At 69.4% G+C, this 23,393-nt stretch carries 33 protein-coding genes; 30 read left to right on the top strand and 3 right to left on the bottom strand.

All coding sequences use genetic code 11. From position 1 onward, the window contains the following. Positions 1–25: 25 nt before the first annotated feature. The 26 genes from rplV (at position 26) to truA (ending at position 14,877) form a co-directional block, all read left to right on the top strand. Positions 26–373: a 50S ribosomal protein L22 gene (gene rplV / locus OG896_RS15020; RefSeq protein WP_328468094.1), complete on the top strand. Its 348-nt coding sequence runs from the start codon at positions 26–28 to the stop codon at positions 371–373. Next, positions 373–1,212 (top strand): 30S ribosomal protein S3, encoded by an 840-nt coding sequence (gene rpsC / locus OG896_RS15015; RefSeq protein WP_328468096.1) that lies wholly within the window; start codon positions 373–375, stop codon positions 1,210–1,212. The genes rplV and rpsC overlap by 1 nt, the downstream gene beginning before the upstream one ends. 5 nt (positions 1,213–1,217) lie before the next feature. Further along, positions 1,218–1,637 carry a 50S ribosomal protein L16 gene (rplP, locus tag OG896_RS15010; protein WP_093786106.1) on the top strand — a complete coding sequence of 140 codons (420 nt, stop codon included), beginning with the start codon at positions 1,218–1,220 and terminating at the stop codon, positions 1,635–1,637. Beyond that, positions 1,637–1,861: a 50S ribosomal protein L29 gene (rpmC, locus tag OG896_RS15005; protein ID WP_328468099.1), complete on the top strand. Its 225-nt coding sequence runs from the start codon at positions 1,637–1,639 to the stop codon at positions 1,859–1,861. Before rplP ends, rpmC begins: the two co-directional genes overlap by 1 nt. Continuing rightward, positions 1,861–2,151, top strand: coding sequence for a 30S ribosomal protein S17 (gene rpsQ, locus OG896_RS15000; protein WP_328468101.1), 291 nt, complete (start codon positions 1,861–1,863; stop codon positions 2,149–2,151). The genes rpmC and rpsQ overlap by 1 nt, the downstream gene beginning before the upstream one ends. A 116-nt stretch (positions 2,152–2,267) precedes the next feature. Further along, a complete protein-coding gene (gene rplN / locus OG896_RS14995) occupies positions 2,268–2,636 on the top strand; it encodes a 50S ribosomal protein L14 (RefSeq protein ID WP_103886911.1) in 369 nt (122 codons plus the stop codon). A gap of 3 nt (positions 2,637–2,639) precedes the next feature. Continuing rightward, on the top strand, positions 2,640–2,963 hold the full coding sequence (gene rplX / locus OG896_RS14990) for a 50S ribosomal protein L24 (protein WP_328468103.1): 324 nt from the start codon (positions 2,640–2,642) through the stop codon (positions 2,961–2,963). Between the two features lies 1 nt (position 2,964). Beyond that, complete coding sequence (rplE, locus tag OG896_RS14985) at positions 2,965–3,546, top strand: 50S ribosomal protein L5 (protein WP_329365791.1); 582 nt, start codon at positions 2,965–2,967, stop codon at positions 3,544–3,546. A gap of 2 nt (positions 3,547–3,548) precedes the next feature. Continuing rightward, a complete protein-coding gene (locus OG896_RS14980) occupies positions 3,549–3,734 on the top strand; it encodes a type Z 30S ribosomal protein S14 (RefSeq protein ID WP_093713218.1) in 186 nt (61 codons plus the stop codon). 130 nt (positions 3,735–3,864) lie between these two features. Further along, positions 3,865–4,263, top strand: a complete 399-nt coding sequence (rpsH, locus tag OG896_RS14975; RefSeq protein ID WP_328468109.1) for a 30S ribosomal protein S8 — start codon at positions 3,865–3,867, stop codon at positions 4,261–4,263. 21 nt (positions 4,264–4,284) lie between these two features. Then, complete coding sequence (gene rplF / locus OG896_RS14970; protein ID WP_328468111.1) at positions 4,285–4,824, top strand: 50S ribosomal protein L6; 540 nt, start codon at positions 4,285–4,287, stop codon at positions 4,822–4,824. A gap of 2 nt (positions 4,825–4,826) precedes the next feature. Further along, entirely contained in the window at positions 4,827–5,210 is a 384-nt protein-coding gene (gene rplR, locus OG896_RS14965; RefSeq protein ID WP_328468113.1) for a 50S ribosomal protein L18, read from the top strand. A 42-nt stretch (positions 5,211–5,252) separates the two neighbouring features. Further along, positions 5,253–5,858 (top strand): 30S ribosomal protein S5, encoded by a 606-nt coding sequence (gene rpsE, locus OG896_RS14960; RefSeq protein WP_031524774.1) that lies wholly within the window; start codon positions 5,253–5,255, stop codon positions 5,856–5,858. Beyond that, entirely contained in the window at positions 5,858–6,040 is a 183-nt protein-coding gene (gene rpmD, locus OG896_RS14955) for a 50S ribosomal protein L30 (RefSeq protein WP_031524772.1), read from the top strand. Before rpsE ends, rpmD begins: the two co-directional genes overlap by 1 nt. Positions 6,041–6,042: 2 nt before the next feature. Further along, positions 6,043–6,495 (top strand): 50S ribosomal protein L15, encoded by a 453-nt coding sequence (gene rplO / locus OG896_RS14950; protein ID WP_402447262.1) that lies wholly within the window; start codon positions 6,043–6,045, stop codon positions 6,493–6,495. 194 nt (positions 6,496–6,689) lie between these two features. Beyond that, entirely contained in the window at positions 6,690–8,006 is a 1,317-nt protein-coding gene (gene secY / locus OG896_RS14945) for a preprotein translocase subunit SecY (RefSeq protein ID WP_328468115.1), read from the top strand. Further along, positions 8,006–8,677, top strand: coding sequence for an adenylate kinase (locus OG896_RS14940; RefSeq protein ID WP_329365785.1), 672 nt, complete (start codon positions 8,006–8,008; stop codon positions 8,675–8,677). The genes secY and OG896_RS14940 overlap by 1 nt, the downstream gene beginning before the upstream one ends. A gap of 154 nt (positions 8,678–8,831) precedes the next feature. Beyond that, complete coding sequence (map, locus tag OG896_RS14935) at positions 8,832–9,668, top strand: type I methionyl aminopeptidase (RefSeq protein WP_329365783.1); 837 nt, start codon at positions 8,832–8,834, stop codon at positions 9,666–9,668. 198 nt (positions 9,669–9,866) lie between these two features. Beyond that, entirely contained in the window at positions 9,867–10,088 is a 222-nt protein-coding gene (infA, locus tag OG896_RS14930) for a translation initiation factor IF-1 (protein ID WP_003956442.1), read from the top strand. A 42-nt stretch (positions 10,089–10,130) separates the two neighbouring features. Next, positions 10,131–10,244, top strand: a complete 114-nt coding sequence (gene rpmJ, locus OG896_RS14925) for a 50S ribosomal protein L36 (RefSeq protein ID WP_003956441.1) — start codon at positions 10,131–10,133, stop codon at positions 10,242–10,244. 187 nt (positions 10,245–10,431) lie between these two features. Beyond that, positions 10,432–10,812 (top strand): 30S ribosomal protein S13, encoded by a 381-nt coding sequence (gene rpsM, locus OG896_RS14920; RefSeq protein WP_328468121.1) that lies wholly within the window; start codon positions 10,432–10,434, stop codon positions 10,810–10,812. A 69-nt stretch (positions 10,813–10,881) separates the two neighbouring features. Next, complete coding sequence (gene rpsK / locus OG896_RS14915; protein ID WP_006376016.1) at positions 10,882–11,286, top strand: 30S ribosomal protein S11; 405 nt, start codon at positions 10,882–10,884, stop codon at positions 11,284–11,286. A gap of 26 nt (positions 11,287–11,312) precedes the next feature. Next, entirely contained in the window at positions 11,313–11,939 is a 627-nt protein-coding gene (gene rpsD, locus OG896_RS14910; protein WP_328468123.1) for a 30S ribosomal protein S4, read from the top strand. Positions 11,940–12,069: 130 nt separating this feature from the next. Then, positions 12,070–13,092: a DNA-directed RNA polymerase subunit alpha gene (locus OG896_RS14905; protein WP_093786121.1), complete on the top strand. Its 1,023-nt coding sequence runs from the start codon at positions 12,070–12,072 to the stop codon at positions 13,090–13,092. A 201-nt stretch (positions 13,093–13,293) separates the two neighbouring features. Then, positions 13,294–13,815, top strand: coding sequence for a 50S ribosomal protein L17 (gene rplQ, locus OG896_RS14900; RefSeq protein WP_329365777.1), 522 nt, complete (start codon positions 13,294–13,296; stop codon positions 13,813–13,815). 186 nt (positions 13,816–14,001) lie between these two features. Continuing rightward, a complete protein-coding gene (gene truA, locus OG896_RS14895; RefSeq protein ID WP_329365775.1) occupies positions 14,002–14,877 on the top strand; it encodes a tRNA pseudouridine(38-40) synthase TruA in 876 nt (291 codons plus the stop codon). Positions 14,878–14,929: 52 nt separating this feature from the next. On the opposite strand, the gene OG896_RS14890 is transcribed toward truA, so the two are convergent. Then, positions 14,930–16,444 (bottom strand): hypothetical protein, encoded by a 1,515-nt coding sequence (locus OG896_RS14890; RefSeq protein ID WP_329365773.1) that lies wholly within the window; start codon positions 16,442–16,444, stop codon positions 14,930–14,932. Positions 16,445–16,520: 76 nt separating this feature from the next. Between OG896_RS14890 and OG896_RS14885 the strand changes: the two genes are divergently transcribed. From OG896_RS14885 to glmM, 4 genes are all read left to right on the top strand, one after another. Continuing rightward, on the top strand, positions 16,521–18,143 hold the full coding sequence (locus tag OG896_RS14885; RefSeq protein WP_329365771.1) for an ABC-F family ATP-binding cassette domain-containing protein: 1,623 nt from the start codon (positions 16,521–16,523) through the stop codon (positions 18,141–18,143). A 413-nt stretch (positions 18,144–18,556) separates the two neighbouring features. Next, on the top strand, positions 18,557–19,000 hold the full coding sequence (rplM, locus tag OG896_RS14880; RefSeq protein ID WP_103886886.1) for a 50S ribosomal protein L13: 444 nt from the start codon (positions 18,557–18,559) through the stop codon (positions 18,998–19,000). Between the two features lie 39 nt (positions 19,001–19,039). Further along, positions 19,040–19,555, top strand: coding sequence for a 30S ribosomal protein S9 (rpsI, locus tag OG896_RS14875; RefSeq protein WP_328468134.1), 516 nt, complete (start codon positions 19,040–19,042; stop codon positions 19,553–19,555). A 217-nt stretch (positions 19,556–19,772) separates the two neighbouring features. Continuing rightward, a complete protein-coding gene (gene glmM / locus OG896_RS14870) occupies positions 19,773–21,131 on the top strand; it encodes a phosphoglucosamine mutase (protein WP_329365767.1) in 1,359 nt (452 codons plus the stop codon). Positions 21,132–21,176: 45 nt separating this feature from the next. On the opposite strand, the gene OG896_RS14865 is transcribed toward glmM, so the two are convergent. Both OG896_RS14865 and coaA read right to left on the bottom strand, forming a co-directional pair. Further along, positions 21,177–22,151, bottom strand: a complete 975-nt coding sequence (locus tag OG896_RS14865) for a DUF389 domain-containing protein (protein ID WP_329365765.1) — start codon at positions 22,149–22,151, stop codon at positions 21,177–21,179. Positions 22,152–22,250: 99 nt separating this feature from the next. Then, positions 22,251–23,252, bottom strand: coding sequence for a type I pantothenate kinase (gene coaA / locus OG896_RS14860; protein ID WP_329365763.1), 1,002 nt, complete (start codon positions 23,250–23,252; stop codon positions 22,251–22,253). Between the last annotated feature and the right edge of the window lie 141 nt (positions 23,253–23,393).

The raw sequence follows: 23,393 nt of genomic DNA, 5'->3' as shown, positions 1-23,393 counted from the left end.
CATGACAGACACTGAAGGGACAACCATGGAAGCCAGGGCCCAGGCGCGGTACATCCGCGTCACGCCCATGAAGGCCCGCCGCGTGGTGGACCTCATCCGTGGCATGGATGCCACGGAGGCTCAGGCGGTCCTGCGTTTCACGCCGCAGGCCGCGAGCGAGCCGGTGGGCAAGGTGCTCGACAGCGCCATCGCCAACGCCGCGCACAACTACGACCACACGGACGCCGAGTCGCTGTTCATCAGCGAGGCGTACGTGGACGAGGGTCCGACCCTGAAGCGGTTCCGGCCGCGCGCCCAGGGCCGCGCCTACCGCATCCGCAAGCGGACGAGTCACATCACCGTGGTCGTTGCCAGCAAGGAAGGGACCCGGTAATGGGCCAGAAGGTTAACCCTTACGGGTTCCGGCTCGGCATCACCACGGACTTCAAGTCCCGGTGGTACGCCGACAAGCTCTACAAGGACTACGTCAAGGAAGACGTCGCCATCCGCCGGATGATGACGCAGGGCATGGAGCGGGCCGGCATCTCCAAGGTGGAGATCGAGCGCACCCGTGACCGCGTCCGCGTCGACATCCACACCGCCCGGCCGGGCATCGTCATCGGCCGTCGCGGCGCGGAGGCCGACCGTATCCGCGGTGACCTGGAGAAGCTGACCGGCAAGCAGGTCCAGCTGAACATCCTCGAGGTCAAGAACCCCGAGATGGACGCGCAGCTGGTGGCCCAGGCGGTCGCCGAGCAGCTCTCCTCCCGGGTCTCCTTCCGCCGTGCCATGCGCAAGAGCATGCAGGGCACGCTGAAGGCCGGCGCCAAGGGCATCAAGATCCAGTGCGGTGGCCGTCTCGGCGGCGCCGAGATGTCCCGCTCGGAGTTCTACCGCGAGGGCCGGGTGCCGCTGCACACCCTGCGGGCGAACGTGGACTACGGCTTCTTCGAGGCCAAGACCACCTTCGGCCGGATCGGTGTGAAGGTGTGGATCTACAAGGGCGACGTGAAGAACATCGCCGAGGTCCGCGCCGACAACGCCGCGGCCCGTGCCGGCAACCGCCCGGCCCGTGGCGGTGGCAACGAGCGTCCGCAGCGCCGCGGTGGCGAGCGCGGCGGCCGTGGTCGTCGTCCCCAGACGGACGGTGCCGCAGCGGCCCCCAAGGCCGACGCGCCCGCTCCTGTCGAGGCGGCGGCTCCGGCTGCTGAGACCCCCGGAACGGAAGGCTAAGTACCATGCTGATCCCCCGTAGGGTCAAGCACCGCAAGCAGCACCACCCCACCCGGCGCGGTATGGCCAAGGGCGGCACGGAGCTGGCGTTCGGCGAGTTCGGCCTGCAGGCCGTCACCCCCGCCTACGTGACCAACCGGCAGATCGAGTCCGCTCGTATCTCCATCACCCGCCACATCAAGCGTGGCGGCAAGGTCTGGATCAACATCTACCCGGACCGCCCGCTGACGAAGAAGCCGGCCGAGACCCGCATGGGTTCCGGTAAGGGTTCGCCGGAGTGGTGGATCGCGAACGTCAAGCCCGGTCGGGTGATGTTCGAGCTGTCCTTCCCGAATGAGAAGGTTGCGCGCGAGGCGCTCACTCGTGCCGCGCACAAGCTTCCGATGAAGTGCCGCATCGTGCGGCGCGAGGCAGGTGAGTCGTGATGGCGGCCGGTACCAAGGCGACCGAGCTGCGCCAGCTTGGGGACGAGGACCTCGTCGGCAAGCTGCGTGAGGCCAAGGAGGAGCTGTTCAACCTCCGCTTCCAGGCGGCCACCGGACAGCTTGAGAACAACACCCGGCTCAAGACCGTCCGCAAGGAAATCGCCCGGATCTACACCCTCATGCGTGAGCGTGAGCTCGGCATCGAGACGGTGGAGAGCGCCTGATGAGCGAGAAGAATGTGACTGAGACCCCCGCCAGTGACGCGCGCGGCTTCCGCAAGACCCGTGAGGGTCTCGTGGTCAGCGACAAGATGGACAAGACCGTTGTGGTCGCTGTCGAGGACCGCGTGAAGCACGCGCTCTACGGCAAGGTCATCCGCCGCACCAACAAGCTCAAGGCACACGACGAGCAGAACGCCGCAGGCATCGGCGACCGCGTCCTCCTGATGGAGACCCGGCCGCAGTCCGCGACGAAGCGCTGGCGTGTCGTGGAGATCCTCGAGAAGGCCAAGTAACCCAGTAATTCCTGCGGGGATTCCCTCGCAGGACGGTTCCGCCAGGCTCGGCGGGCGCCACGCAGGTCAGCTTGCGTGGCGCCCGCCGGGAACCGGCAGACAAACAGGAGACAGACGTGATCCAGCAGGAGTCGCGACTTCGTGTCGCCGACAACACTGGTGCCAAGGAGATCCTTTGCATCCGTGTTCTCGGTGGTTCGGGTCGCCGCTACGCGGGCATCGGTGACGTCATCGTCGCCACCGTCAAGGACGCGATCCCCGGTGGCAACGTGAAGAAGGGCGAGGTCGTCAAGGCGGTCATCGTCCGGACCGTCAAGGAGCGCCGTCGCGCCGACGGCTCGTACATCCGCTTCGACGAGAACGCCGCCGTGCTTCTCAAGAACGACGGCGACCCCCGCGGCACCCGTATCTTCGGCCCGGTGGGCCGTGAGCTGCGCGAGAAGAAGTTCATGAAGATCGTCTCGCTCGCGCCGGAGGTGCTGTAACCGATGAAGATCAAGAAGGGCGACCTGGTCCAGGTCATCACCGGCAAGGACAAGGGCAAGCAGGGCAAGGTCATCGTGGCCTTCCCCCGCGAGGACCGGGTCCTGGTCGAGGGTGTCAACCGGGTCAAGAAGCACACCAAGGCCGGCCAGACCGACCGCGGTTCGAAGACCGGCGGGATCATCACCACCGAGGCGCCGATCCACGTCAGCAACGTGCAGCTGGTTGTTGAGAAGGACGGCAAGAAGGTCGTGACCCGCGTCGGCTACCGCTTTGACGACGAGGGCACCAAGATCCGCGTTGCCAAGCGGACCGGTGAGGACATCTGAGATGACTACTGCAACTTCAGGTGCCGCTACCACCAGCACCGCTCCGCGTCTCAAGACGCGCTACCGCGAGGAGATCGCGGGCAAGCTGCGTGAGCAGTTCGACTACGCGAACGTCATGCAGGTCCCCGGTCTCACCAAGATCGTGGTCAACATGGGTGTGGGCGACGCCGCCCGCGACTCCAAGCTGATCGAGGGCGCGATCCGCGACCTCGCCACGATCACCGGCCAGAAGCCGCAGGTCACCAAGGCCCGTAAGTCCATCGCGCAGTTCAAGCTGCGTGAGGGTCAGCCGATCGGCGCGCACGTCACGCTGCGCGGTGACCGGATGTGGGAGTTCCTGGACCGCCTGCTGTCGCTGGCGCTGCCGCGTATCCGCGACTTCCGGGGCCTGTCGCCGAAGCAGTTCGACGGCCGGGGCAACTACACCTTCGGTCTCACGGAGCAGGTCATGTTCCACGAGATCGACCAGGACAAGATCGACCGGGTCCGGGGCATGGACATCACCGTGGTCACCACGGCGACCAACGACGACGAGGGTCGTGCCCTCCTTCGTCACCTCGGCTTCCCGTTCAAGGAGAACTGACCGTGGCGAAGAAGGCTCTGATCGCTAAGTCGGCTCGCAAGCCCAAGTTCGCTGTGCGCGCGTACAACCGCTGCCAGCGCTGTGGCCGGCCGCACTCCGTCTACCGCAAGTTCGGCCTGTGCCGCGTGTGCCTTCGTGAGATGGCCCACCGTGGCGAGCTGCCGGGCGTGACCAAGAGCTCCTGGTAGTCCTCTCCCGGACATCAGGACCCGATCCACTACGCCGTAGGTCCCCGCACCACACCCGCTCCCGGCTCAAGCCGGGGGAGAGGGACGGAGCAGACAGGAAACCCCGGCGAGAGAGGCCCAGGGCCAACTCATGACCATGACCGACCCCATCGCAGACATGCTGACCCGTCTGCGGAACGCTAACTCGGCGTACCACGACGAAGTCGGGATGCCGTTCAGCAAGATCAAGTCGCACATCGCGGAGATCCTCCAGCAGGAGGGTTACATCACCGGCTGGAAGGTCGAGGAGGCCGAGGTCGGCAAGAACCTCATCCTCGAGCTGAAGTTCGGCCCCAACCGCGAGCGCTCGATCGCCGGCATCAAGCGGATCAGCAAGCCGGGTCTTCGGGTCTACGCAAAGTCCACCAACCTGCCTCGGGTGCTGGGCGGCCTGGGCGTGGCGATCATCTCCACGTCGCACGGTCTGCTCACCGGCCAGCAGGCGCAGAAGAAGGGCGTGGGTGGGGAAGTCCTCGCCTACGTCTGGTAACCGGGAAAGAGAGGTAGAGCAATGTCGCGCATCGGCAAGCTGCCCATCTCGGTTCCCGCCGGAGTGGACGTCACCATCGACGGCCGCACGGTTGCGGTGAAGGGCCCCAAGGGCTCCCTCACCCACACCGTTGCCGCGCCGATCGAGATCGCAAAGGGCGAGGACGGCGTGCTGCTGGTCACCCGCCCCAACGACGAGCGTGTCTCGAAGGCCCTGCACGGCCTGTCCCGCACGCTGGTGGCGAACATGATCACCGGCGTGACCGCGGGCTACAGCAAGTCCCTTGAGATCAGCGGAGTCGGGTACCGCGTCCAGGCGAAGGGCTCCAACCTGGAGTTCGCGCTGGGATACAGCCACCCGATTCTCGTCGAGGCCCCCGAGGGCATCTCCTTCAAGGTCGAGTCCCCGGTGAAGTTCTCCGTCGAGGGCATCGACAAGCAGAAGGTCGGCGAAGTGGCCGCCAATATCCGCAAGCTGCGGAAGCCTGACCCGTACAAGGCGAAGGGCGTCAAGTACGCCGGCGAAGTCATCCGCCGCAAGGTCGGAAAGGCTGGTAAGTAGCCATGGCATACGGTGTGAAGATCGCCAAGGGCAAGGCGTACAAGGGTGCGGCGCTCAAGCGGCGCCACATTCGGGTCCGCAAGCGCGTCAACGGTACGACCGAGCGCCCGCGCCTGGTGGTGACGCGGTCCAACCGCGGCATCGTGGCGCAGGTCATCGACGACCTCGCGGGCCACACGCTCGCGTCGGCGTCGACCCTCGACGCGTCCATCCGCGGCGGCGAAGGCGACAAGAGCGCCAAGGCGAAGCAGGTCGGCCAGCTCGTGGCCGAGCGTGCGAAGGCCAAGGGCGTCGAAGCTGTCGTATTCGACCGTGGCGGCAACCAGTACGCTGGGCGGATCGCCGCCCTGGCGGACGCCGCCCGCGAAGCCGGTCTGAAGTTCTGACCGGTTCCGTTAGCTAGCGGATAACGAAGAGAGGTAATTCCAATGGCTGGACCCCAGCGCCGCGGAAGCGGTGCCGGTGGCGGCGAGCGACGGGACCGTAAGGACCGGCGGGACGGCGGCCAGCAGGCCGAGAAGACCGCCTATGTCGAGCGGGTCGTCGCGATCAATCGCGTCGCCAAGGTTGTGAAGGGTGGTCGTCGCTTCAGCTTCACCGCGCTGGTCGTGGTGGGCGATGGTGACGGCACCGTCGGTGTCGGCTACGGCAAGGCCAAGGAGGTGCCGGCCGCCATCGCCAAGGGTGTTGAGGAGGCCAAGAAGCACTTCTTCAAGGTCCCCCGTATCCAGGGCACCATCCCGCACCCGATCCAGGGCGAGAAGGCCGCGGGCGTCGTCCTGCTCAAGCCGGCTTCCCCCGGTACCGGTGTGATCGCCGGTGGCCCGGTGCGCGCCGTGCTGGAGTGCGCGGGCATCCACGACGTGCTGTCCAAGAGCCTCGGCTCGGACAACGCGATCAACATCGTGCACGCCACGGTGGCCGCGCTCCAGGGCCTTCAGCGGCCCGAGGAGATCGCCGCCCGCCGCGGTCTGCCGATCGAGGATGTCGCGCCGGCCGCGCTGCTGCGCGCCCGAGCCGGGGTCGGTGTGTGATGGCGCGCCTGAAGGTCACGCAGACCAAGTCCTACATCGGCAGCAAGCAGAACCACCGTGACACCCTGCGTTCGCTCGGGCTCAAGCGCCTGCACGACGTCGTGGTCAAGGAGGACCGCCCGGAGATCCGCGGCATGGTCCACACCGTCCGCCACCTCGTCACGGTCGAGGAGGTCGACTGATCATGGGTGACAACCCGATCAAGGTGCACAACCTCCGTCCGGCTCCGGGCGCCAAGACCGCCAAGACCCGTGTGGGTCGCGGCGAGGCGTCCAAGGGCAAGACGGCCGGTCGTGGTACCAAGGGCACCAAGGCCCGTTACCAGGTTCCGGAGCGCTTCGAGGGCGGGCAGATGCCCCTCCACATGCGCCTCCCGAAGCTCAAGGGCTTCAAGAACCCGTTCCGCACCGAGTACCAGGTCGTCAACCTGGACAAGCTCGCCGCCCTCTACCCCGAGGGTGGTGAGGTCACCGTTGCCGACCTGGTCGCCAAGGGTGCCGTGCGCAAGAACCAGCTCGTCAAGGTGCTCGGCGCCGGCGACGTCTCCGTGGCTCTGCAGGTGACCGTGGACGCGGTCTCCGGCTCCGCCAAGGAGAAGATCACCGCGGCCGGCGGTACCGTCACCGAGCTCGTCTGAGCCGGATGTGCAACCCGACCGGGGACGCCCAGTACCTCAGGGCGTCCCCGGTCGTTCATTTCTGTGAATTTTCCCTGGCCGATGGGTCATTCCTACCGGGGCCACGTCGCCGGTAAGGTGGCCGAGCCCCTATCCGTCAGAAATCTCACCAGAGACCGTCCTTCCGCCGTGGCGCGGGGGGTGCAGGAGGCACCGTGCTCACCGCGTTCGCCCGGGCGTTCAGGACGCCCGACCTGCGCAAGAAGCTGCTCTTCACGCTGGCCATCATCGTGGTGTACCGGCTGGGCGCGCACGTCCCGGTGCCCGGTATCGACTTCGGCGTCGTCAATGACTGTGTGAAGCAGACGAAGGGCAACAACAGCCTCTTCGGTCTGGTCAACATGTTCAGCGGCGGAGCTCTGCTCCAGCTCACCATCTTCGCGCTCGGGATCATGCCGTACATCACGGCGAGCATCATCCTGCAACTGCTGACCGTGGTGATTCCGCGGCTGGAGGCCCTGAAGAAGGAGGGGCAGGCCGGCACCACCAAGATCACGCAGTACACCCGGTACCTGACGGTCGCGCTGGCGATCCTGCAGGGCACCGGTCTGGTGGCGACCGCCCGCTCCGGCAACCTCTTCTCGACCTGCTCCAAGGGCAACGACATCGTCCCGAACCAGTCGATCTTCACCACCGTCACCATGGTGACCTGCATGACCGCGGGCACCGTGATGATCATGTGGCTGGGCGAGCTGATCACCGACCGCGGTATCGGCAACGGCATGTCGATCCTGATGTTCGTCTCGATCGCGGCCGGCTTCCCCGGCTCGCTGTGGGGCATCAAGGTCTCCGGCACCATCGCGGGCGGCTGGGTCGAGTTCCTCGCGGTGATTCTGATCGGCCTGGTCATGGTCGGCCTGGTGGTCTTCGTCGAACAGGCCCAGCGCCGTATCCCGGTGCAGTACGCGAAACGCATGATCGGCCGCCGGTCCTACGGCGGCACCTCGACGTACATCCCGCTCAAGGTGAACCAGGCCGGTGTGATCCCGGTCATCTTCGCCTCCTCGCTGCTCTACATCCCGGCGCTGATCGTGCAGTTCTCCGGGTCGACGGCCGGCTGGGCACAGTGGATCGAGCGCAACTTCACCAAGGGTGATCACCCGGCGTACATGGCCGCGTACTTCCTGCTGATCGTCTTCTTCGCCTTCTTCTACGTCGCGATCTCCTTCAACCCCGAAGAAGTAGCCGACAATATGAAGAAGTATGGTGGGTTCATCCCGGGTATCCGGGCCGGTCGCCCCACCGCTGAATACCTGAGTTACGTGCTCAACCGCATCACGTGGCCCGGTTCGCTGTACCTGGGCCTGATCGCCCTCGTTCCGACGGTCGCGATCGCGATCTTCAACGGGAGCAACGGCAACTTCCCTCTGGGTGGCACCAGCATCCTCATCATCGTCGGTGTGGGTCTGGAGACCGTGAAGCAGATCGAAAGCCAGCTCCAGCAGCGTAACTACGAAGGGTTCCTCCGCTGATGCGTATCGTCCTGGTCGGGCCGCCCGGCGCAGGCAAGGGAACGCAGGCCGCGTTCCTCGCCAAGAACCTCTCGATCCCGCACATTTCCACGGGCGACCTGTTCCGCGCCAACATCAACCAGGGCACCGACCTGGGCAAGCAGGCGAAGGCGTACATGGACGCCGGCGACCTGGTGCCCGACGAAGTCACCATCGGCATGGCCGAGGACCGGCTGGAGCGCCCGGACGCCGCCGGCGGCTTCCTGCTGGACGGCTTCCCGCGCAACGAGCACCAGGCGCGGGCGCTGGACGCCTACCTGGCCCGGCACGACATCGCGCTCGACGGCGTGCTGGACCTGGAGGTCCCGGAGGAAGAGGTGGTCAAGCGGATCGCCGGCCGCCGGATCTGCCGCAACGACAGCGCGCACGTCTTCCACGTCGAGTACAAGCAGCCGAAGACCGAGGGTGTCTGCGACGAGTGCGGCGGCGAGCTGTACCGGCGTGACGACGACGCCCCGGACAAGGTCCGCAACCGGCTGGAGATCTACCACCGCGAGACCGAGCCGATCATCGACTACTACAAGAAGCAGGGCCTGGTGGTGACGATCTCCGCGCTCGGCGCGGTGGCCGACGTCACCGGGCGGGCCATGGCGGCCCTGCGCGCGGACGCGGACAGCGAGCAGAGCGCGTAGCCCACCTGGTACCGGCCCGGCCGGTACGCGTACCTCCCACGGCCGTGGTGCCCCGACGGGCGCCACGGCCGTATGGTTGGTGGAGGCAAGGACTTACCGCAGCAACGACTTACGGCAGTAGCGACTCACGGCAGCAAGGAAGGCATCAGCCGCGATGGTGGAGCTGAAGACCCCGGAGCAGATCGCCAAGATGCGGGAGGCCGGTCTGGTCGTCGCGGCGATCCACGAGGCGACCCGGGCGGCGGCCGTACCGGGCGCCAGCACCAAGGACCTGGACGAGGTCGCCGCGAAGGTGATCGCCGACCACGGCGCCAAGCCCAACTTCCTGGGCTACGGCGGCTTCCCCGGCAACATCTGCACGTCGGTCAACGACGTGGTGGTGCACGGCATCCCGGACGCCGTGACGGTGCTCAAGGACGGCGACATCCTCGCGATCGACGCGGGCGCCATCGTCGACGGCTGGCACGGCGACGCGGCCTTCACCTGCCTGGTGGGCACCGGACACGCCCCGGAGCTGGCCGAGTTGAGCCGGGTCACCGAGGAGTCCATGTGGGCCGGCATCGCCGCCTTCCGCAAGGGCAGCCGGCTGGACGACATCTCGCAGGCGGTCGAGTCGTACATCCGCCGCCAGCCGCGGCCGTCCTCGGGCAAGTACGGCATCGTGGAGGGGTACGGCGGCCACGGCATCGGCACCCAGATGCACATGGACCCGCACGTGCTCAACTACGTCACCAAGAAGCGCGGCCGCGGCATCCGGCTGGTGCCCGGGCTGTGCCTGGCGATCGAGCCGATGGTGACACTCGGCACACCGCACACCCACGTGCTGGAGGACGAGTGGACCGTCAAGTCCGACGACGGCTCCTGGTCCGCGCACTGGGAGCACACCATCGCGCTCACCGAGCAGGGCCCGCTGGTGCTCACCGCCCCTGACGGGGGCAAGGCCAAGCTGGCGGAGTACGGCATCACCACCGCCCCCGACCCGCTTCGTTAGCGCCTTCTCGACTCCGGCCGGCTGAACCCGTCCTTCGGCTCGCCGGCGAGGGGTGGCCTCCGCGCGTAACGATCACGCTCGGTGGGCATACATCTCGATTCGTGTTTCAGCGGCGCTTGCCGTAGACTCATATGTCGGCCCCGCGTGTCTTCCGGCATGTCCGGAGCCGACCCCGGTAGCCGATCCCGAAAGCAGGACATGGCCAAAAAGCAAGGCGCCATCGAGATCGAGGGCACCGTGATCGAGTCTCTGCCGAATGCGATGTTCAAGGTGGAACTGCAGAACGGTCACAAGGTCCTCGCGCACATCAGCGGCAAGATGCGGATGCACTACATCCGAATCCTTCCGGATGACCGGGTCGTCGTGGAGCTGTCTCCCTACGACCTGACGCGCGGACGGATCGTCTACCGATACAAGTAACCCGCTTGTAGATCTCACCACGACCCGGAGAACCTCAGTCCCATGAAGGTCAAGCCGAGCGTCAAGAAGATCTGCGACAAGTGCAAGGTGATCCGCCGTCACGGCCGGGTCATGGTCATCTGCGACAACCTGCGCCACAAGCAGCGCCAGGGCTGACGCCCGCCGACCACCCCTGCACCAGCAGAACTTCGCGCGACGCACCACGCGTACATACGCAGTTCCCATCCCCGTCCGGTACGGGGATGACACCCCCGGTGGAGGCCGGGGACCCGTTCCGTACCTGGTACGGCGGAAGGGAACCCGGAACTGCGGAAGACCTCCGAGAACACCAGGAGCCAAGCACATGGCACGCCTTTCAGGCGTTGACCTCCCGCGCGAGAAGCGCGTGGAGATCGCCCTCACCTACGTCTTCGGCATCGGGCGCTCGCGCGCCCAGGAGATCCTGAAGAACACCGGTGTGAACCCCGACACCCGCGTCCGCGACCTTGCCGAGGAAGACCTCGTCAAGATCGGCAAGTGGGTCGACGAGAACTACACGACCGAGGGTGACCTCCGCCGTGAAGTCCAGGCCGACATCCGCCGCAAGGTCGAGATCGGCTGCTACCAGGGTCTGCGCCACCGTCGGGGCCTGCCGGTCCACGGCCAGCGCACTCACACCAACGCCCGCACCCGCAAGGGCCCGCGTCGCGCCATCGCCGGTAAGAAGAAGCCGGGCAAGAAGTAGTCCGACAGCCAGACCCCATCAGCGGTCTTCGCTGTAGGACCGATCACCTCCACCGGGAGAAGTTGACACATGCCTCCTAAGGGCCGTCAGGGCGCAGCCAAGAAGGTGCGCCGCAAGGAAAAGAAGAACGTCGCTCACGGGCACGCCCACATCAAGAGCACGTTCAACAACACCATCGTCTCGATCACCGACCCTGCCGGGAACGTGATCTCCTGGGCCTCCGCCGGTCACGTCGGCTTCAAGGGCTCGCGCAAGTCCACCCCCTTCGCCGCGCAGATGGCCGCCGAGTCGGCTGCCCGCCGCGCGCAGGAGCACGGCATGCGCAAGGTGGACGTCTTCGTCAAGGGTCCCGGCTCCGGCCGCGAGACCGCGATCCGCTCCCTCCAGGCCACCGGCCTCGAGGTGGGTTCGATCCAGGACGTCACCCCGACCCCTCACAACGGCTGCCGCCCGCCGAAGCGCCGCCGCGTCTGACCAGCTGATACAGGAGAACTGAGACAATGGCGCGTTACACCGGGGCCGACTGCAAGCGATGCCGTCGGGAGAAGCAGAAGCTCTTCCTCAAGGGAGCTAAGTGCGAGAGCGCGAAGTGCCCGATCGAGATCCGTCCTTACCCCCCGGGTGAGCACGGACGCGGGCGCACCAAGGACAGCGAGTACCTTCTCCAGCTTCGCGAGAAGCAGAAGTGCGCGCGTATCTACGGTGTCCTCGAGAAGCAGTTCGTGAACTACTACAAGGAAGCGAACCAGAAGACCGGCAAGACCGGTGAGAACCTTCTGCGCATCCTCGAGACCCGCCTCGACAACGTGGTGTACCGGGCCGGCTTCGCCAAGTCCCGTGACCACGCCCGTCAGCTGGTCCGGCACGGACACATCACCATCAACGGCCGCAAGACCGACATCCCGTCGGCGCGCGTGGCCGTGAACGACATCGTCGAGGTCCGCGAGCGCTCTCGTAACCTGACCCCGTTCGCGGTGGCGCAGGGCGAGGCCGGCGACAAGACCGTGCCCGCGTGGCTCGAGTCGAACGCCGGCAAGCTGCGGATTCTGGTGCACAGCATGCCCGAGCGCCAGGTGATCGACACCCAGGTGCAGGAGCAGCTCATCGTCGAGCTCTACTCGAAGTAGTAGTCGAGTAGAAGTTCGCAGGTGGGGGGTGGTGCGGCGGCCGTTTCACGACGGTTTCGCCGCGCCACCCGTACCCTCGTAGTACAGGGGGCGTCAAATAGCGGGCGCCCACGACTGAAGGACCGAACACATGCTGATCGCTCAGCGTCCCTCGTTGACCGAAGAAGTCGTCGACGAGTTCCGCTCCCGGTTCGTGATCGAGCCGCTGGAGCCGGGATTCGGCTACACCCTCGGCAACTCCCTGCGTCGTACGCTCCTCTCCTCGATCCCGGGTGCGGCTGTCACCTCGATCCGGATCGACGGGGTCCTGCACGAGTTCACCACCGTGCCGGGCGTCAAGGAGGACGTCACCGACCTCATCCTCAACATCAAGCAGCTCGTCGTCTCCTCGGAGCACGACGAGCCGGTCGTGATGTACCTGCGCAAGCAGGGCCCGGGTGTGGTCACCGCCGCCGACATCGCGCCGCCGGCCGGTGTCGAGGTGCACAACCCCGACCTGGTGCTGGCCACGCTCAACGCCAAGGGCAAGCTGGAGATGGAGCTGACCGTCGAGCGCGGTCGCGGCTACGTCTCCGCGGTGCAGAACAAGCAGCAGGGCCAGGAGATCGGCCGTATCCCGGTCGACTCCATCTACAGCCCGGTGCTCAAGGTCACCTACAAGGTCGAGGCGACCCGTGTCGAGCAGCGCACCGACTTCGACAAGCTGATCGTCGACGTCGAGACCAAGCAGGCCATGCGGCCGCGTGACGCCATGGCGTCGGCCGGCAAGACCCTGGTCGAGCTGTTCGGCCTGGCCCGCGAGCTGAACGTCGACGCCGAGGGCATCGACATGGGTCCGTCCCCGACGGACGCCGCCCTGGCCGCGGACCTGGCGCTGCCGATCGAGGAGCTGGAACTCACCGTCCGCTCCTACAACTGCCTCAAGCGCGAGGGCATCCACTCGGTGGGAGAGCTGGTGGCCCGCTCCGAGGCGGACCTGCTCGACATCCGCAACTTCGGTGCCAAGTCGATCGACGAGGTCAAGGCGAAGCTGGCCGGTATGGGCCTGGCCCTCAAGGACAGCCCGCCCGGATTCGACCCGACCGCCGCCGCCGATGCCTTCGGCGCCGACGACGACGTGGACGCGGGCTTCGTGGAGACCGAGCAGTACTGACCGTCTCCGACGGTTGACGTGTGACGTGCCCCGAAGGGGCGCGTGGGGATACCTCCCGGGCCGCCAGGCCCAGGGGGAGGACCCCGCGCCCCTTCGGGGAGCCCCGAGGCGCGAGCCTCGGGTACTGACGAGCCGGCGGCCGCCGGCTCGCACTGACATCGGTACCTGACACGGCCGGTGCAGCGTAGAAGGAGAAGGACCATGCCCCAGCCCGCTAAGGGCGCCCGTCTGGGCGGGAGTGCCGCGCACGAGAAGCTGCTGCTCGCGAACCTCGCGAAGTCGCTCTTCGAGCACGGCCGGATCACCACCACCGAGGCCAAGGCGCGCCGGCTGCGCCCGGTCGCGGAGCGGCTGATCACGAAGGCGAAGAAGGGCGACATCCACAACCGTCGCCAGGTGCTGCAGCAGATCACCGACAAGGGGATCGTGCACACCCTCTTCACCGAGATCGCGCCGCGGTACGAGAACCGCCCGGGTGGCTACACCCGCATCACCAAGATCGGCCCCCGTCGCGGCGACAACGCCCCGATGGCGGTCATCGAGCTGGTGGAAGCCCTCACCGTGCAGCAGAACGCGGTGGGCGAGGCCGAGGCCGCCACCAAGCGCTCCGCCAAGGACCGCGCCGGTGACGAGGCCCTGGCCGACGTCAAGAAGGACGCGCCGGTCGAGGACGCCGCGCCCGAGGCCGACGCGGCCGCGGACGAGGAGTCCAAGGACGCCTGAGCGTCCTGACGGTTCCCCGGATCTCCGAGGACCGACGAGCGGGCCCGCACCCTCCGGGGTGCGGGCCCGCCGCCGTATGGCGAGGGTGAGGGCGGTGCGCGCCGTGGCGTGGGCGCGGGCCGAAGCAGGTGGCACAGGCACCGGACGGGGCACCGGACCCGGGGCACGAGGCGCGAGGAGCGACGGGTGAGCGAGGGGCCGGCGGCCGGATTCGTACGGGTCAGGTTGGATCTCGGGTACGACGGGGCGGACTTCTCCGGGTGGGCGAAGCAGCGCAGCCGGCGGACGGTGCAGGGGGAGCTGGAGTCGGCGATCGGCACGGTGCTGCGGCTGCCGGACCCGGTCGAGCTGACGGTGGCGGGCCGCACGGACGCGGGGGTGCACGCGCGCGGGCAGGTGGCGCACGTGGACCTGCCGGCGGAGGTGTGGGAGCGGGAGAGCGGGAAGCTGCGGCGCCGGCTAGCCGGGCGACTGCCGTGGGATGTGCGGGTGTGGGGGGTGGCGCGGGCGCCGTCCGGGTTCGACGCGCGGTTCTCGGCGGTGTGGCGCCGCTACGCGTACCGGATCGGGGACCACCCGGGCGGGGTGGACCCGCTGCTGCGCGGCCATGTGCTGTGGCACGACCGCCCGGTGGACGTGGACCTGATGAACGACGCCGCGAAGCTGATGCTCGGCGAGCACGACTTCGCCGCGTACTGCAAGAAGCGGGAGGGCGCGACCACCATCCGCACCCTGCTCGACCTGTCGTGGGAGCGGACCGCGGACGGCCTGGCGGTGGCGACCGTACGGGCCGACGCCTTCTGCCACAACATGGTGCGGGCGCTGGTCGGCGCGATGATCCTGGTCGGCGACGGGCACCGGCCGGTCGGCTTCCCGGCGGAGGTGCTGGCCGGACGGGAGCGGCACTCGGCGGTCAACGTGGTGCGGCCGCACGGACTGACGCTGGAGGAGGTCGGCTACCCGGCGGACGAGCTGCTGGCCGCGCGCAGCCGGGAGGCCCGCAACATGCGGACGCTGCCCGGCTGCCTGGAAGGACCCGGGGTGCCAGGGCCCGCGGTGTGAGGAGCTGGGGTGTAAGGACCCGCCTCCTGGAGGTGGGTCCTTACCCGCGTCCTTACTGCTTGTTCGCCTGGGCCTGCGCCGCGTCGCGGCCGCGCTGGACGATCCGCTGGAAGGCGAAGTCCGAGGCGTCGTTGGCGGCCTGGGTGCCCGTGGTGTTGCCCGTGGTGAGGGTCTTGCCGTTCTTGAAGCCGGCGATCGCGAAGTAGGCGTACCGGCCGACCGAGTTCGAGGTCATCTGGCAGGCCACGGCGTGGCAGAAGTCGGAGATGCCGCCGCCGTTGAGCGGGGCGACGTACTGCGCGACGTTGTGCACCTTGGTGGCGCGCGCCTCGTCCGCGAAGACCGCGACGCCGACGGTGACGGCGATCTGGCCGTTGGTGTACGTGGCGCGCAGCAGCTTGGTGCAGCCGTTGGAGGCGAGCACGCCGGACAGCTGGCCGCCGGCCGCCGAGGAGCAGCTGGTGGTGCTGGCGCTGTTGGTCTTGACGTAGGTGCGGCCGCCGAGCACGAACTGCTTGCCCGGGAAGAGCGACGCCGGGGTGATGGGCGCCTTGTCCTTCGCCGCCGTGGAGAGGAAGTCCAGCGGGTTCGCGGGCGGCGGCGGGGCCACCGAGGAGAACGACGGCTCGGGCGGCAGCGGCTTCTGGCTGGCCGTGCCGCTCCCCGACGCGCTCGGGTCGGCGATGGCGTGGCCCGAGCTCTTGCCGGACATGACCACGGCGGTGGCCACACCTCCGGCTATCACCGCCACCGCGACGATCCCGCCGACCAGCATCATGACCCGGCGCCGCCGGGCCGCCCCGCTGGCCTGCTCCTCGGCCAGGGCGCCCCAGTCCGGCGTCCCCGGCTCCGAGGCCGGGCCGGGCCCCCTCGCGGGTGCCGGGCCGGTCGAGGGCGCCCCCGGCCCGGTGCCGCCGCCCGCGCCGGGACCACCCGGAGCGCCCGGCCCACCGGTGCCTTGCGGGCGGGGGAAGCCGTATCCGCCCTGGGAGGCAGGGGGTGCGGCGGGGTTGCCCGCGGTTCCGGGGGGCTGCTGCTGGGGGAAGCCGTATCCGCCCTGGCCGCCGGGAGGTGTGCCGGGGTTGCCCTGGGCGGGGGGTGGCTGCTGTTGCGGGAAGCCGTACCCGCCGGCCGGCTGGCCCGGCCGGCTCTGAGGGCCGCTCTGGGCGGGGCCGGGGTTCTGCGCCGGGCCGGGGTATTGCGCCGGGCCGGGGTTCTGGGCCGGGCCGGGCGGCGCCGGGGCGGCCTGCGTGGGGGTGTGCGGGGGCTGCTGCCCCGCGGCTGCCCCACCACCGGGCCGGCCAGGGCCTCCGGGGCCATCGGGGCCGCCCGGCCGGAAGCTGTAGGGGCCGTCGGGGGTGGCGCCCCCGGGTGCCGTGGCGGCAGGGCCCTGGGGGTCCTGCTCCGCCTCCTCCCGGGGCCGCGCGTGCTGCGGCGGGCCTGCGAAGCCGCGCCGGGGGTCGGATGTGCGGGAGGGGATGACACGTCCCTCCAGGACCTCGCGGGGGCCGTCGGAGGCTTGGTTACGGGGTTCCTGCGGGGGCTGCTGCCCCGGCCCTTCACTCATGTGGCGCATCATATTGCCGCCGAGGCCCCGGAAAAGGACTTGGGGCAGGTCCGTGGAGGCAGGGAGAATCCGGGCCATGGGTCATGTGGAAGCCGCGCACATCGAGTACTACCTCCCGGACGGCCGGGCGCTGCTCGGCGACGTCTCGTTCCGGGTCGGCGACGGCGCCGCGGTGGCCCTGGTGGGCCCCAACGGCGCGGGCAAGACGACACTGCTGCGGCTGATCTCCGGCGAGCTGAAGCCGCACGGCGGCACCGTCACCGTCAGCGGCGGCCTCGGCGTGATGCGGCAGTTCGTGGGCAGCGTCCGCGACGACCGCACCGTCCGCGACCTGCTGGTGTCCGTCGCGCACCCCCGTATCCAGGCCGCCGCGAAGGCCGTCGACGCCGCCGAGCTGGCGATCATGGCGCAGGACGACGAACCCGCGCAGATGGCGTACGCCACGGCGCTGAGCGAGTGGGCGGAGGCGCGCGGGTACGAAGCGGAGACGCTGTGGGACATGTGCACCATGGCGGCGCTCGGGGTGCCGTACGACCGGGCGCAGTGGCGCGAGGTGAAGACGCTCTCCGGCGGCGAGCAGAAGCGGCTGGTGCTGGAGGCGCTGCTGCGCGGCCCCGACGAGGTGCTGCTGCTGGACGAGCCGGACAACTACCTGGACGTGCCGGGCAAGCGCTGGCTGGAGGAGCAGATCGCGCAGACCCGTAAGACCGTGCTGTTCGTCAGCCACGACCGCGAGCTGCTGTCGCGTACCGCGGAGAAGATCGTCAGCGTGGAGACGGGCCCGGCCGGGTCCACCGCGTGGGTGCACGGCGGCGGGTTCGACACCTTCCACGAGGCCCGCAAGGAGCGGTTCGCCCGGTTCGAGGAGCTGCGCCGCCGCTGGGACGAGGAGCACGCCAAGATCAAGGCGATGGTGCTGCGGCTGCGGCAGCAGGCGGCCATCAGCCCCGACATGGCCTCCCGGTACCACGCGGCGCAGACCCGGCTGCGGCGGTTCGAGGAGGCCGGCGCGCCGCAGGAGCCGCCGCGCGAGCAGGACATCCGGATGCGGCTCCAGGGCGGCCGGACCGGGGTGCGCGCGATCACCTGCGAGCAGCTCGAACTGACCGGCCTGATGCGGCCGTTCGACCTGGAGGTGTTCTACGGCGAGCGGGTCGCGGTGCTGGGCTCCAACGGCTCGGGCAAGTCGCACTTCCTGCGGCTGCTGGCCGGGGACACGTCCGTCGCGCACACCGGGGTGCACAAGCTGGGCGCCCGGGTGGTGCCCGGGCACTTCGCGCAGACCCACGCCCATCCCGAGCTGACCGGCCGCACCCTGGTGGACATCCTGTGGGCCGAGCACGCCCGCGACCGCGGCCGCGCGATGTCCGTGCTGCGGCGGTACGAACTCGAGCGGCAGGGCGACCAGCCCTTCGACAAGCTGTCCGGCGGCCAGCAGGCCCGCTTCCAGATCCTCCTGATGGAGCTCCAGGGCACCACCGCGCTGCTGCTGGACGAGCCGACGGACAACCTGGACCTGGAGAGCGCGGAGGCCCTCCAGGACGGCCTGGAGGCGTACGACGGCACGGTCCTCGCGGTCACCCACGACCGCTGGTTCGCCCGCGCCTTCGACCGCTACCTCGTCTTCGGCTCCGACGGCCTGGTCCGCGAGACGGCGGAGCCGGTCTGGGACGAGCGCCGCGTGGACCGGCCGCGCTGACCCCCCGGGGGTGGTGCGTTCTGTCGGTCGAGGGACCACCTGTCGGTGGGTGGCTGGTCGCGCGGTTCCCCGCGCCCCTGGGTAGGTGCGGCTGCTCCCGGCCTGCCCCACAGCGCCGCGCAGCCCACCAGCGGCAGGTGGTCCCTCGACCGACAGCACCACGCACCCTGGAGGGTCGCCCCCGGCCCCCGCAGGGGATCGTTTTGACCCGGCAGGGACCACACGGGTATTCTGCGATGTCGTTATGCGTATTGGCTTGCTCTATCTCACGTGAGAGGCCCTTACGCCGGTCCACCGGGCCGATGACCAGCGGTAGGCCCATGGGTTGCGTCCCCTTGTGTCTCCAAGGCTGTCGTGATCGCCGGGTGGCCTTGTCAGGACCAACTCACCGAAGATAGCGAAGGCTAACGACCGTGCGTACGTACAGCCCCAAGCCCGGCGACGTTCAGCGCCAGTGGCATGTCATCGACGCGCAGGACGTCGTCCTGGGTCGCCTGGCCACCCAGGCCGCGACTCTCCTGCGGGGCAAGCACAAGCCCATCTACGCGCCCCACGTCGACACCGGTGACTTCGTCATCATCATCAACGCCGACAAGGTGCACCTGTCCGGGAACAAGAAGACCCAGAAGATGGCCTACCGCCACTCCGGGTACCCCGGCGGCCTGCGCTCCGTGCGCTACGACGAGCTGCTGGCCAAGAGCCCGGAGAAGGCCGTCGAGAAGGCCGTCAAGGGCATGCTCCCCAAGAACACCCTGGGCCGCCAGATGCTCACCAAGCTGAAGGTCTACTCGGGCGACCAGCACCCGCACGCTGCCCAGCAGCCGGTGCCGTTCGAGATCACCCAGGTCGCGCAGTAGTCCCGGCCACCTGCTACCAGAAAGAATCTGAGGAGAATCGTGGCTGAGACCACCGCCGAGACCGTCGTCGAGGGCGAAGAGTCCTACGACGAGATCACGACCTTCGAGTCCGAGGCCGTCGAGGGGGAGTACACCTCCGAGTCGCTCGCCTCCCGCTTCGGCGACCCGCAGCCGGCTGCCGGCACCGGCCGCCGCAAGCGCTCGATCGCCCGCGTCCGGATCATCCCCGGCAGCGGCAAGTGGAAGATCAACGGCCGCACCCTTGAGGGCTACTTCCCCAACAAGGTGCACCAGCAGGAAGTCAACGAGCCGTTCAAGGTGCTCGAGCTCGACGGTCGCTACGACGTCGTCGCCCGCATCTCCGGCGGCGGCATCTCCGGCCAGGCCGGTGCGCTGCGCCTGGGTGTCGCCCGCGCGCTCAACGAGGCGGACGTCGACAACAACCGCGGCCCGCTCAAGAAGGCCGGCTTCCTGACCCGTGACGACCGCGCGGTCGAGCGGAAGAAGGCCGGTCTGAAGAAGGCCCGCAAGGCGCCGCAGTTCAGCAAGCGCTAGTCGTCCCGACGGGGGAGTCGGGCGTTCCGCTTCACCCCCGTTCGGCGCGCAACGCAACGCCCCGGAGGCACATCGGTGCCTCCGGGGCGTTCGCATGATGAGCTAGGGGCGTATATGTGTGCTTGTACGACCCAGCGGCACCGCGACACCCAGCAGTACCGCGGCACACCGCAAGCACCGCAAAGCAGAGCCGCCGCATCGCATCGGAGGAAACACTGTGGGACGACTCTTCGGCACCGACGGGGTGCGGGGCATCGCCAACGCCGACCTGACCGCGGAGCTGGCGCTCGGGCTGTCGGTCGCGGCGGCGCATGTACTGGCCGAGGCGGGCAGTTTCGCCGGACACCGGCCGGTGGCCGTGGTCGGGCGCGATCCGCGTGCCTCGGGTGAGTTTCTGGAGGCCGCCGTGGTGGCCGGCCTGGCCAGCGCGGGCGTGGACGTCCTGCGCGTCGGTGTGCTGCCCACTCCCGCGGTGGCGTATCTCACCGGCGCGCTGGGCGCCGACCTCGGCGTGATGCTCTCCGCCAGCCACAACGCGATGCCGGACAACGGCGTCAAGTTCCTGGCCCGCGGCGGCCACAAGCTCGACGACGAGCTGGAGGACCGGATCGAGTCGATCTACGAGGAGCACCGCACCGGCGCCCCGTGGGTCCGCCCGACCGGCGCCGGCGTCGGCCGGGTCCGCGACTACGACGAGGGCTTCGACCGCTACGTCGCCCACCTGGTCGCGGTGCTGCCGAACCGGCTCGACGGCCTGAAGATCGTGCTCGACGAGGCGCACGGCGCGGCCTCCCGGGTGTCGCCCGAGGCGTTCTCCCGGGCCGGCGCCGAGGTGATCACCATCGGCGCCCAGCCCGACGGCCTCAACATCAACGACGGCTGCGGCTCCACCCACCTCGACCTGCTCAAGGCCGCCGTGGTCGAGCACGGCGCAGACCTGGGCATCGCCCACGACGGCGACGCCGACCGCTGCCTGGCCGTCGACGCGGCCGGCGAGGAGGTCGACGGCGACCAGATCCTCGCGGTGCTGGCGCTGGCGCTGCGCGAGCAGGGCACGCTGCGGGAGAACACCGTGGTCGCCACGGTGATGTCCAACCTCGGCTTCAAGCTGGCGATGGAGCGCGAGGGCATCACCTTCGTGCAGACCGCGGTCGGCGACCGCTACGTGCTGGAGGCGATGAAGGAGCACGGCTACGCGCTCGGTGGCGAGCAGTCCGGCCACGTCATCGTGCTGGACCACGCCACCACCGGCGACGGCACCCTGACCGGGCTGCTGCTGGCCGCCCGGGTCGCCGCCACCGGCCGTTCGCTCGCCGACCTGGCCACCGTCATGCAGCGGCTGCCCCAGGTGCTCGTCAACGTCCCCGACGTCGACAGGAGCCGGATGTCCCGCGCGCCCGAACTGGCCGTCGCCGTCACCGAGGCCGAGGCCGAACTCGGCACCACCGGACGGGTCCTGCTGCGCCCCTCGGGCACCGAGCCGCTGGTGCGGGTGATGGTCGAGGCCGCGGACATCGACCACGCGCGCACGGTGGCCGGCCGGCTGGCGGACCTGGTCAAGGCGACGCTCGGGTAGTGCCCGGGCCCGGCGGACGGGTACGCGTACGGGCCCGGCGGAAGGTCAGCGCGGGGCCCGGCCCGGGCCGCGCCGGGTGAACAGGCCCTTGGGATACCGCTGCACGTTGCTCGCCCAGTACCACTTCTGGGCGAGCAGCGTCAGCGTGCCGGCCATCGCGATGCCCGCCAGGTTCAGCGCGAGCTGCACGGTGGAGCCCCAGACCTCGTGCCAGTCGGTGTACGAGATGGCCAGCGCGGCGTTCGCGGCGGCCGGCACGGTGGTCACCGAGATCGCCACGCCGACCAGCGCGCCGGACTTCGCCGACGTCAGCGACAGTATTCCGGCGATTCCGGCGAGGAAGGCCACCATGAAGGAGTCCGCGGTCGGCTGCCAGATGAACTGGGTGGCCGGGTGCGGGGCGGAGAACTTCGCCTGGGTGAACAGGCCGACGGCGTTCAGGATCTCCGCGAAGGCGCCGGTGAGCAGCACCGCCAGCGGGAAGCCGATCAGCAGCGCCACCAGCGAACGCCGGGCCAGCGCCGCGTCGCGCCGGACCAGCGACGTGCAGAACCCGGCCAGCGGGCCGAACTCCGGGCCGACCACCATCGCGCCGACGATCAGGATCGAGCTGTCCAGCATCACGCCGTAGGCGGCGAGCATGGTCGCCACCGTCAGGAACGCCAGATAGGTGACGGTCAGCGAGGACTCCTCGTGGGTCTCCTCGACCAGGGACTCCCACAGCACGGCGTCGGCGCCCTCGCCCGGTGCCTCGTCCTCCGCCCGGTCGGCGCTCTTCGAGAGCGTCAACTCGACCGGCTCCACCGAGATCGAGCCGGTCTCGCTGATGCCGAGCTCGCGCAGCGCGGCCAGCAGCGGGTCGGCCGCCTCGCGGGCCACCTCGCACGTCAGCAGGTCGCCGGGCGGGTCGAGCGCGGCGCCGCGCAGCCGGGTCAGGTGGGTGGCGCCGACGGTGTTCCGTACCAGGTCGCAGACCTGCTCGGTGCGGTCGGACGGCACGATCAGCCGCAGATGAAGCACGGGTTGCTCTCCGTCGGGTAGCGCGGGGTGGGAGGGCCGGGGGGCGGGTCCGCCGCAGTGGGGCGGGGTGGTTCTGGGCGGCTGCCGGGCGCCGGCCGGTCAGAGCTTGCGCAGCCTCAGCCGCTGGACCTTGTGCCCCTCGCCCTTGCGCAGCACCAGCGTGGCGCGGCTGCGGGTGGGCAGCACGTTCTCCTCCAGGTTCGGCTGGTTGATGGTCCGCCACATCAGCCGGGCGTAGTCCAGCGCCTCCTCCTCGGGCACCTGGGTGTACTTGCGGAAGTACGAGTCCGGGTTCTGGAAGGCGGTCGCGCGCAGCTTGCGGAAGCGGTCGAGGTACCACTGCTCGATGTCCCCGGTGCGCGCGTCGACGTACACGCTGAAGTCGAAGTGGTCGGCGAGGCCGATCCGGGTGCGGCCGTCCTTGCCGGGCAGCGTGGGCTGGAGGACGTTGAGCCCCTCGACGATCAGGATGTCCGGGCGGCGCACGGTCAACCGCTCGCCGGGCACGATGTCGTAGCTCAGGTGCGAGTAGACCGGCGCGGTGACCTCGGGGCGGCCGGACTTCACGTCCACGACGAAGCGGGTGAGCGCGCGGCGGTCGTAGGACTCGGGGAAGCCCTTGCGGGCCATCAGCCCGCGCCGCTCCAACTCGGCGTTGGGCAGCAGGAATCCGTCGGTGGTGACCAGTTCCACGCGGCGCGGGGGCCGCACGGCGCCCCCGGACGGGGCCTGGGGGAGGGCGAGCAGGGCGCGCAGCACCCGGGCGGTGGTGGACTTGCCGACCGCGACGCTGCCGGCCACCCCTATCACGAACGGCGTGCCGGGCTGCACGCCGGCCGGTCCGGCCGCCGCGCCGAGGAAGGTGTTGAGTGCGCCGCGCAGCCCGCTGTGCGCGGCGATGTACAGGTTCAGCAGCCGGGACAGCGGCAGGTAGACGTCGACCACCTCCTCCAGGTCGACGACGTCGCCGAGCCCGCGCAGCCGCTCCACCTCCTCGGCGGTGAGCGTCAGCGGCGTATGGTCGCGCAGCGCGCTCCACTGGGCGCGGGTCAGGTCGACGTAGGGACTCGTGGCGGCGGCGAGCGGCGGCGTGGTCGGCACCGGGCCATTGTCCAGTGGCCGCGGGCCGGCGGTGCCGCGGGGGCGGGTGCGGACGGCGTTCAGGTCGCCCGCCGCGCCCTAAGCTGACCTCCATGGACGGCAGCACGCGGCAGGGCGGTCCGGTCGGGACGGCGCCCCGGA

It is taken from the genome of Streptomyces sp. NBC_00669 (assembly GCF_036226785.1).
Lineage (GTDB): Bacteria > Actinomycetota > Actinomycetes > Streptomycetales > Streptomycetaceae > Actinacidiphila.
Note: the sequence above shows the minus strand (reverse complement) of the source record. Positions and strands in the feature narration are given on the sequence as shown.

What these genes read in the sequence shown, in the direction of transcription:
- rpmD (WP_031524772.1), top strand. Translation starts at nt 5,858, where the DNA reads ATGGCGCGCCTGAAGGTCACGCAGACCAAGTCCTACATCGGCAGCAAG.
- rpsK (WP_006376016.1), top strand. Translation starts at nt 10,882, where the DNA reads ATGCCTCCTAAGGGCCGTCAGGGCGCAGCCAAGAAGGTGCGCCGCAAG.
- rplQ (WP_329365777.1), top strand. Translation starts at nt 13,294, where the DNA reads ATGCCCCAGCCCGCTAAGGGCGCCCGTCTGGGCGGGAGTGCCGCGCAC.
- map (WP_329365783.1), top strand. Translation starts at nt 8,832, where the DNA reads ATGGTGGAGCTGAAGACCCCGGAGCAGATCGCCAAGATGCGGGAGGCC.
- OG896_RS14905 (WP_093786121.1), top strand. Translation starts at nt 12,070, where the DNA reads ATGCTGATCGCTCAGCGTCCCTCGTTGACCGAAGAAGTCGTCGACGAG.
- OG896_RS14885 (WP_329365771.1), top strand. Translation starts at nt 16,521, where the DNA reads ATGGGTCATGTGGAAGCCGCGCACATCGAGTACTACCTCCCGGACGGC.
- rplP (WP_093786106.1), top strand. Translation starts at nt 1,218, where the DNA reads ATGCTGATCCCCCGTAGGGTCAAGCACCGCAAGCAGCACCACCCCACC.
- rpsQ (WP_328468101.1), top strand. Translation starts at nt 1,861, where the DNA reads ATGAGCGAGAAGAATGTGACTGAGACCCCCGCCAGTGACGCGCGCGGC.
- rplX (WP_328468103.1), top strand. Translation starts at nt 2,640, where the DNA reads ATGAAGATCAAGAAGGGCGACCTGGTCCAGGTCATCACCGGCAAGGAC.
- rpsE (WP_031524774.1), top strand. Translation starts at nt 5,253, where the DNA reads ATGGCTGGACCCCAGCGCCGCGGAAGCGGTGCCGGTGGCGGCGAGCGA.
- rplR (WP_328468113.1), top strand. Translation starts at nt 4,827, where the DNA reads ATGGCATACGGTGTGAAGATCGCCAAGGGCAAGGCGTACAAGGGTGCG.
- rpsH (WP_328468109.1), top strand. Translation starts at nt 3,865, where the DNA reads ATGACCATGACCGACCCCATCGCAGACATGCTGACCCGTCTGCGGAAC.
- rplE (WP_329365791.1), top strand. Translation starts at nt 2,965, where the DNA reads ATGACTACTGCAACTTCAGGTGCCGCTACCACCAGCACCGCTCCGCGT.
- OG896_RS14890 (WP_329365773.1), bottom strand. Translation starts at nt 16,444, where the DNA reads ATGAGTGAAGGGCCGGGGCAGCAGCCCCCGCAGGAACCCCGTAACCAA.
- OG896_RS14940 (WP_329365785.1), top strand. Translation starts at nt 8,006, where the DNA reads ATGCGTATCGTCCTGGTCGGGCCGCCCGGCGCAGGCAAGGGAACGCAG.
- rplV (WP_328468094.1), top strand. Translation starts at nt 26, where the DNA reads ATGGAAGCCAGGGCCCAGGCGCGGTACATCCGCGTCACGCCCATGAAG.
- rplO (WP_402447262.1), top strand. Translation starts at nt 6,043, where the DNA reads ATGGGTGACAACCCGATCAAGGTGCACAACCTCCGTCCGGCTCCGGGC.
- rpmC (WP_328468099.1), top strand. Translation starts at nt 1,637, where the DNA reads ATGGCGGCCGGTACCAAGGCGACCGAGCTGCGCCAGCTTGGGGACGAG.
- rpsM (WP_328468121.1), top strand. Translation starts at nt 10,432, where the DNA reads ATGGCACGCCTTTCAGGCGTTGACCTCCCGCGCGAGAAGCGCGTGGAG.
- rplF (WP_328468111.1), top strand. Translation starts at nt 4,285, where the DNA reads ATGTCGCGCATCGGCAAGCTGCCCATCTCGGTTCCCGCCGGAGTGGAC.
- rpsC (WP_328468096.1), top strand. Translation starts at nt 373, where the DNA reads ATGGGCCAGAAGGTTAACCCTTACGGGTTCCGGCTCGGCATCACCACG.
- rpsD (WP_328468123.1), top strand. Translation starts at nt 11,313, where the DNA reads ATGGCGCGTTACACCGGGGCCGACTGCAAGCGATGCCGTCGGGAGAAG.
- rpmJ (WP_003956441.1), top strand. Translation starts at nt 10,131, where the DNA reads ATGAAGGTCAAGCCGAGCGTCAAGAAGATCTGCGACAAGTGCAAGGTG.
- infA (WP_003956442.1), top strand. Translation starts at nt 9,867, where the DNA reads ATGGCCAAAAAGCAAGGCGCCATCGAGATCGAGGGCACCGTGATCGAG.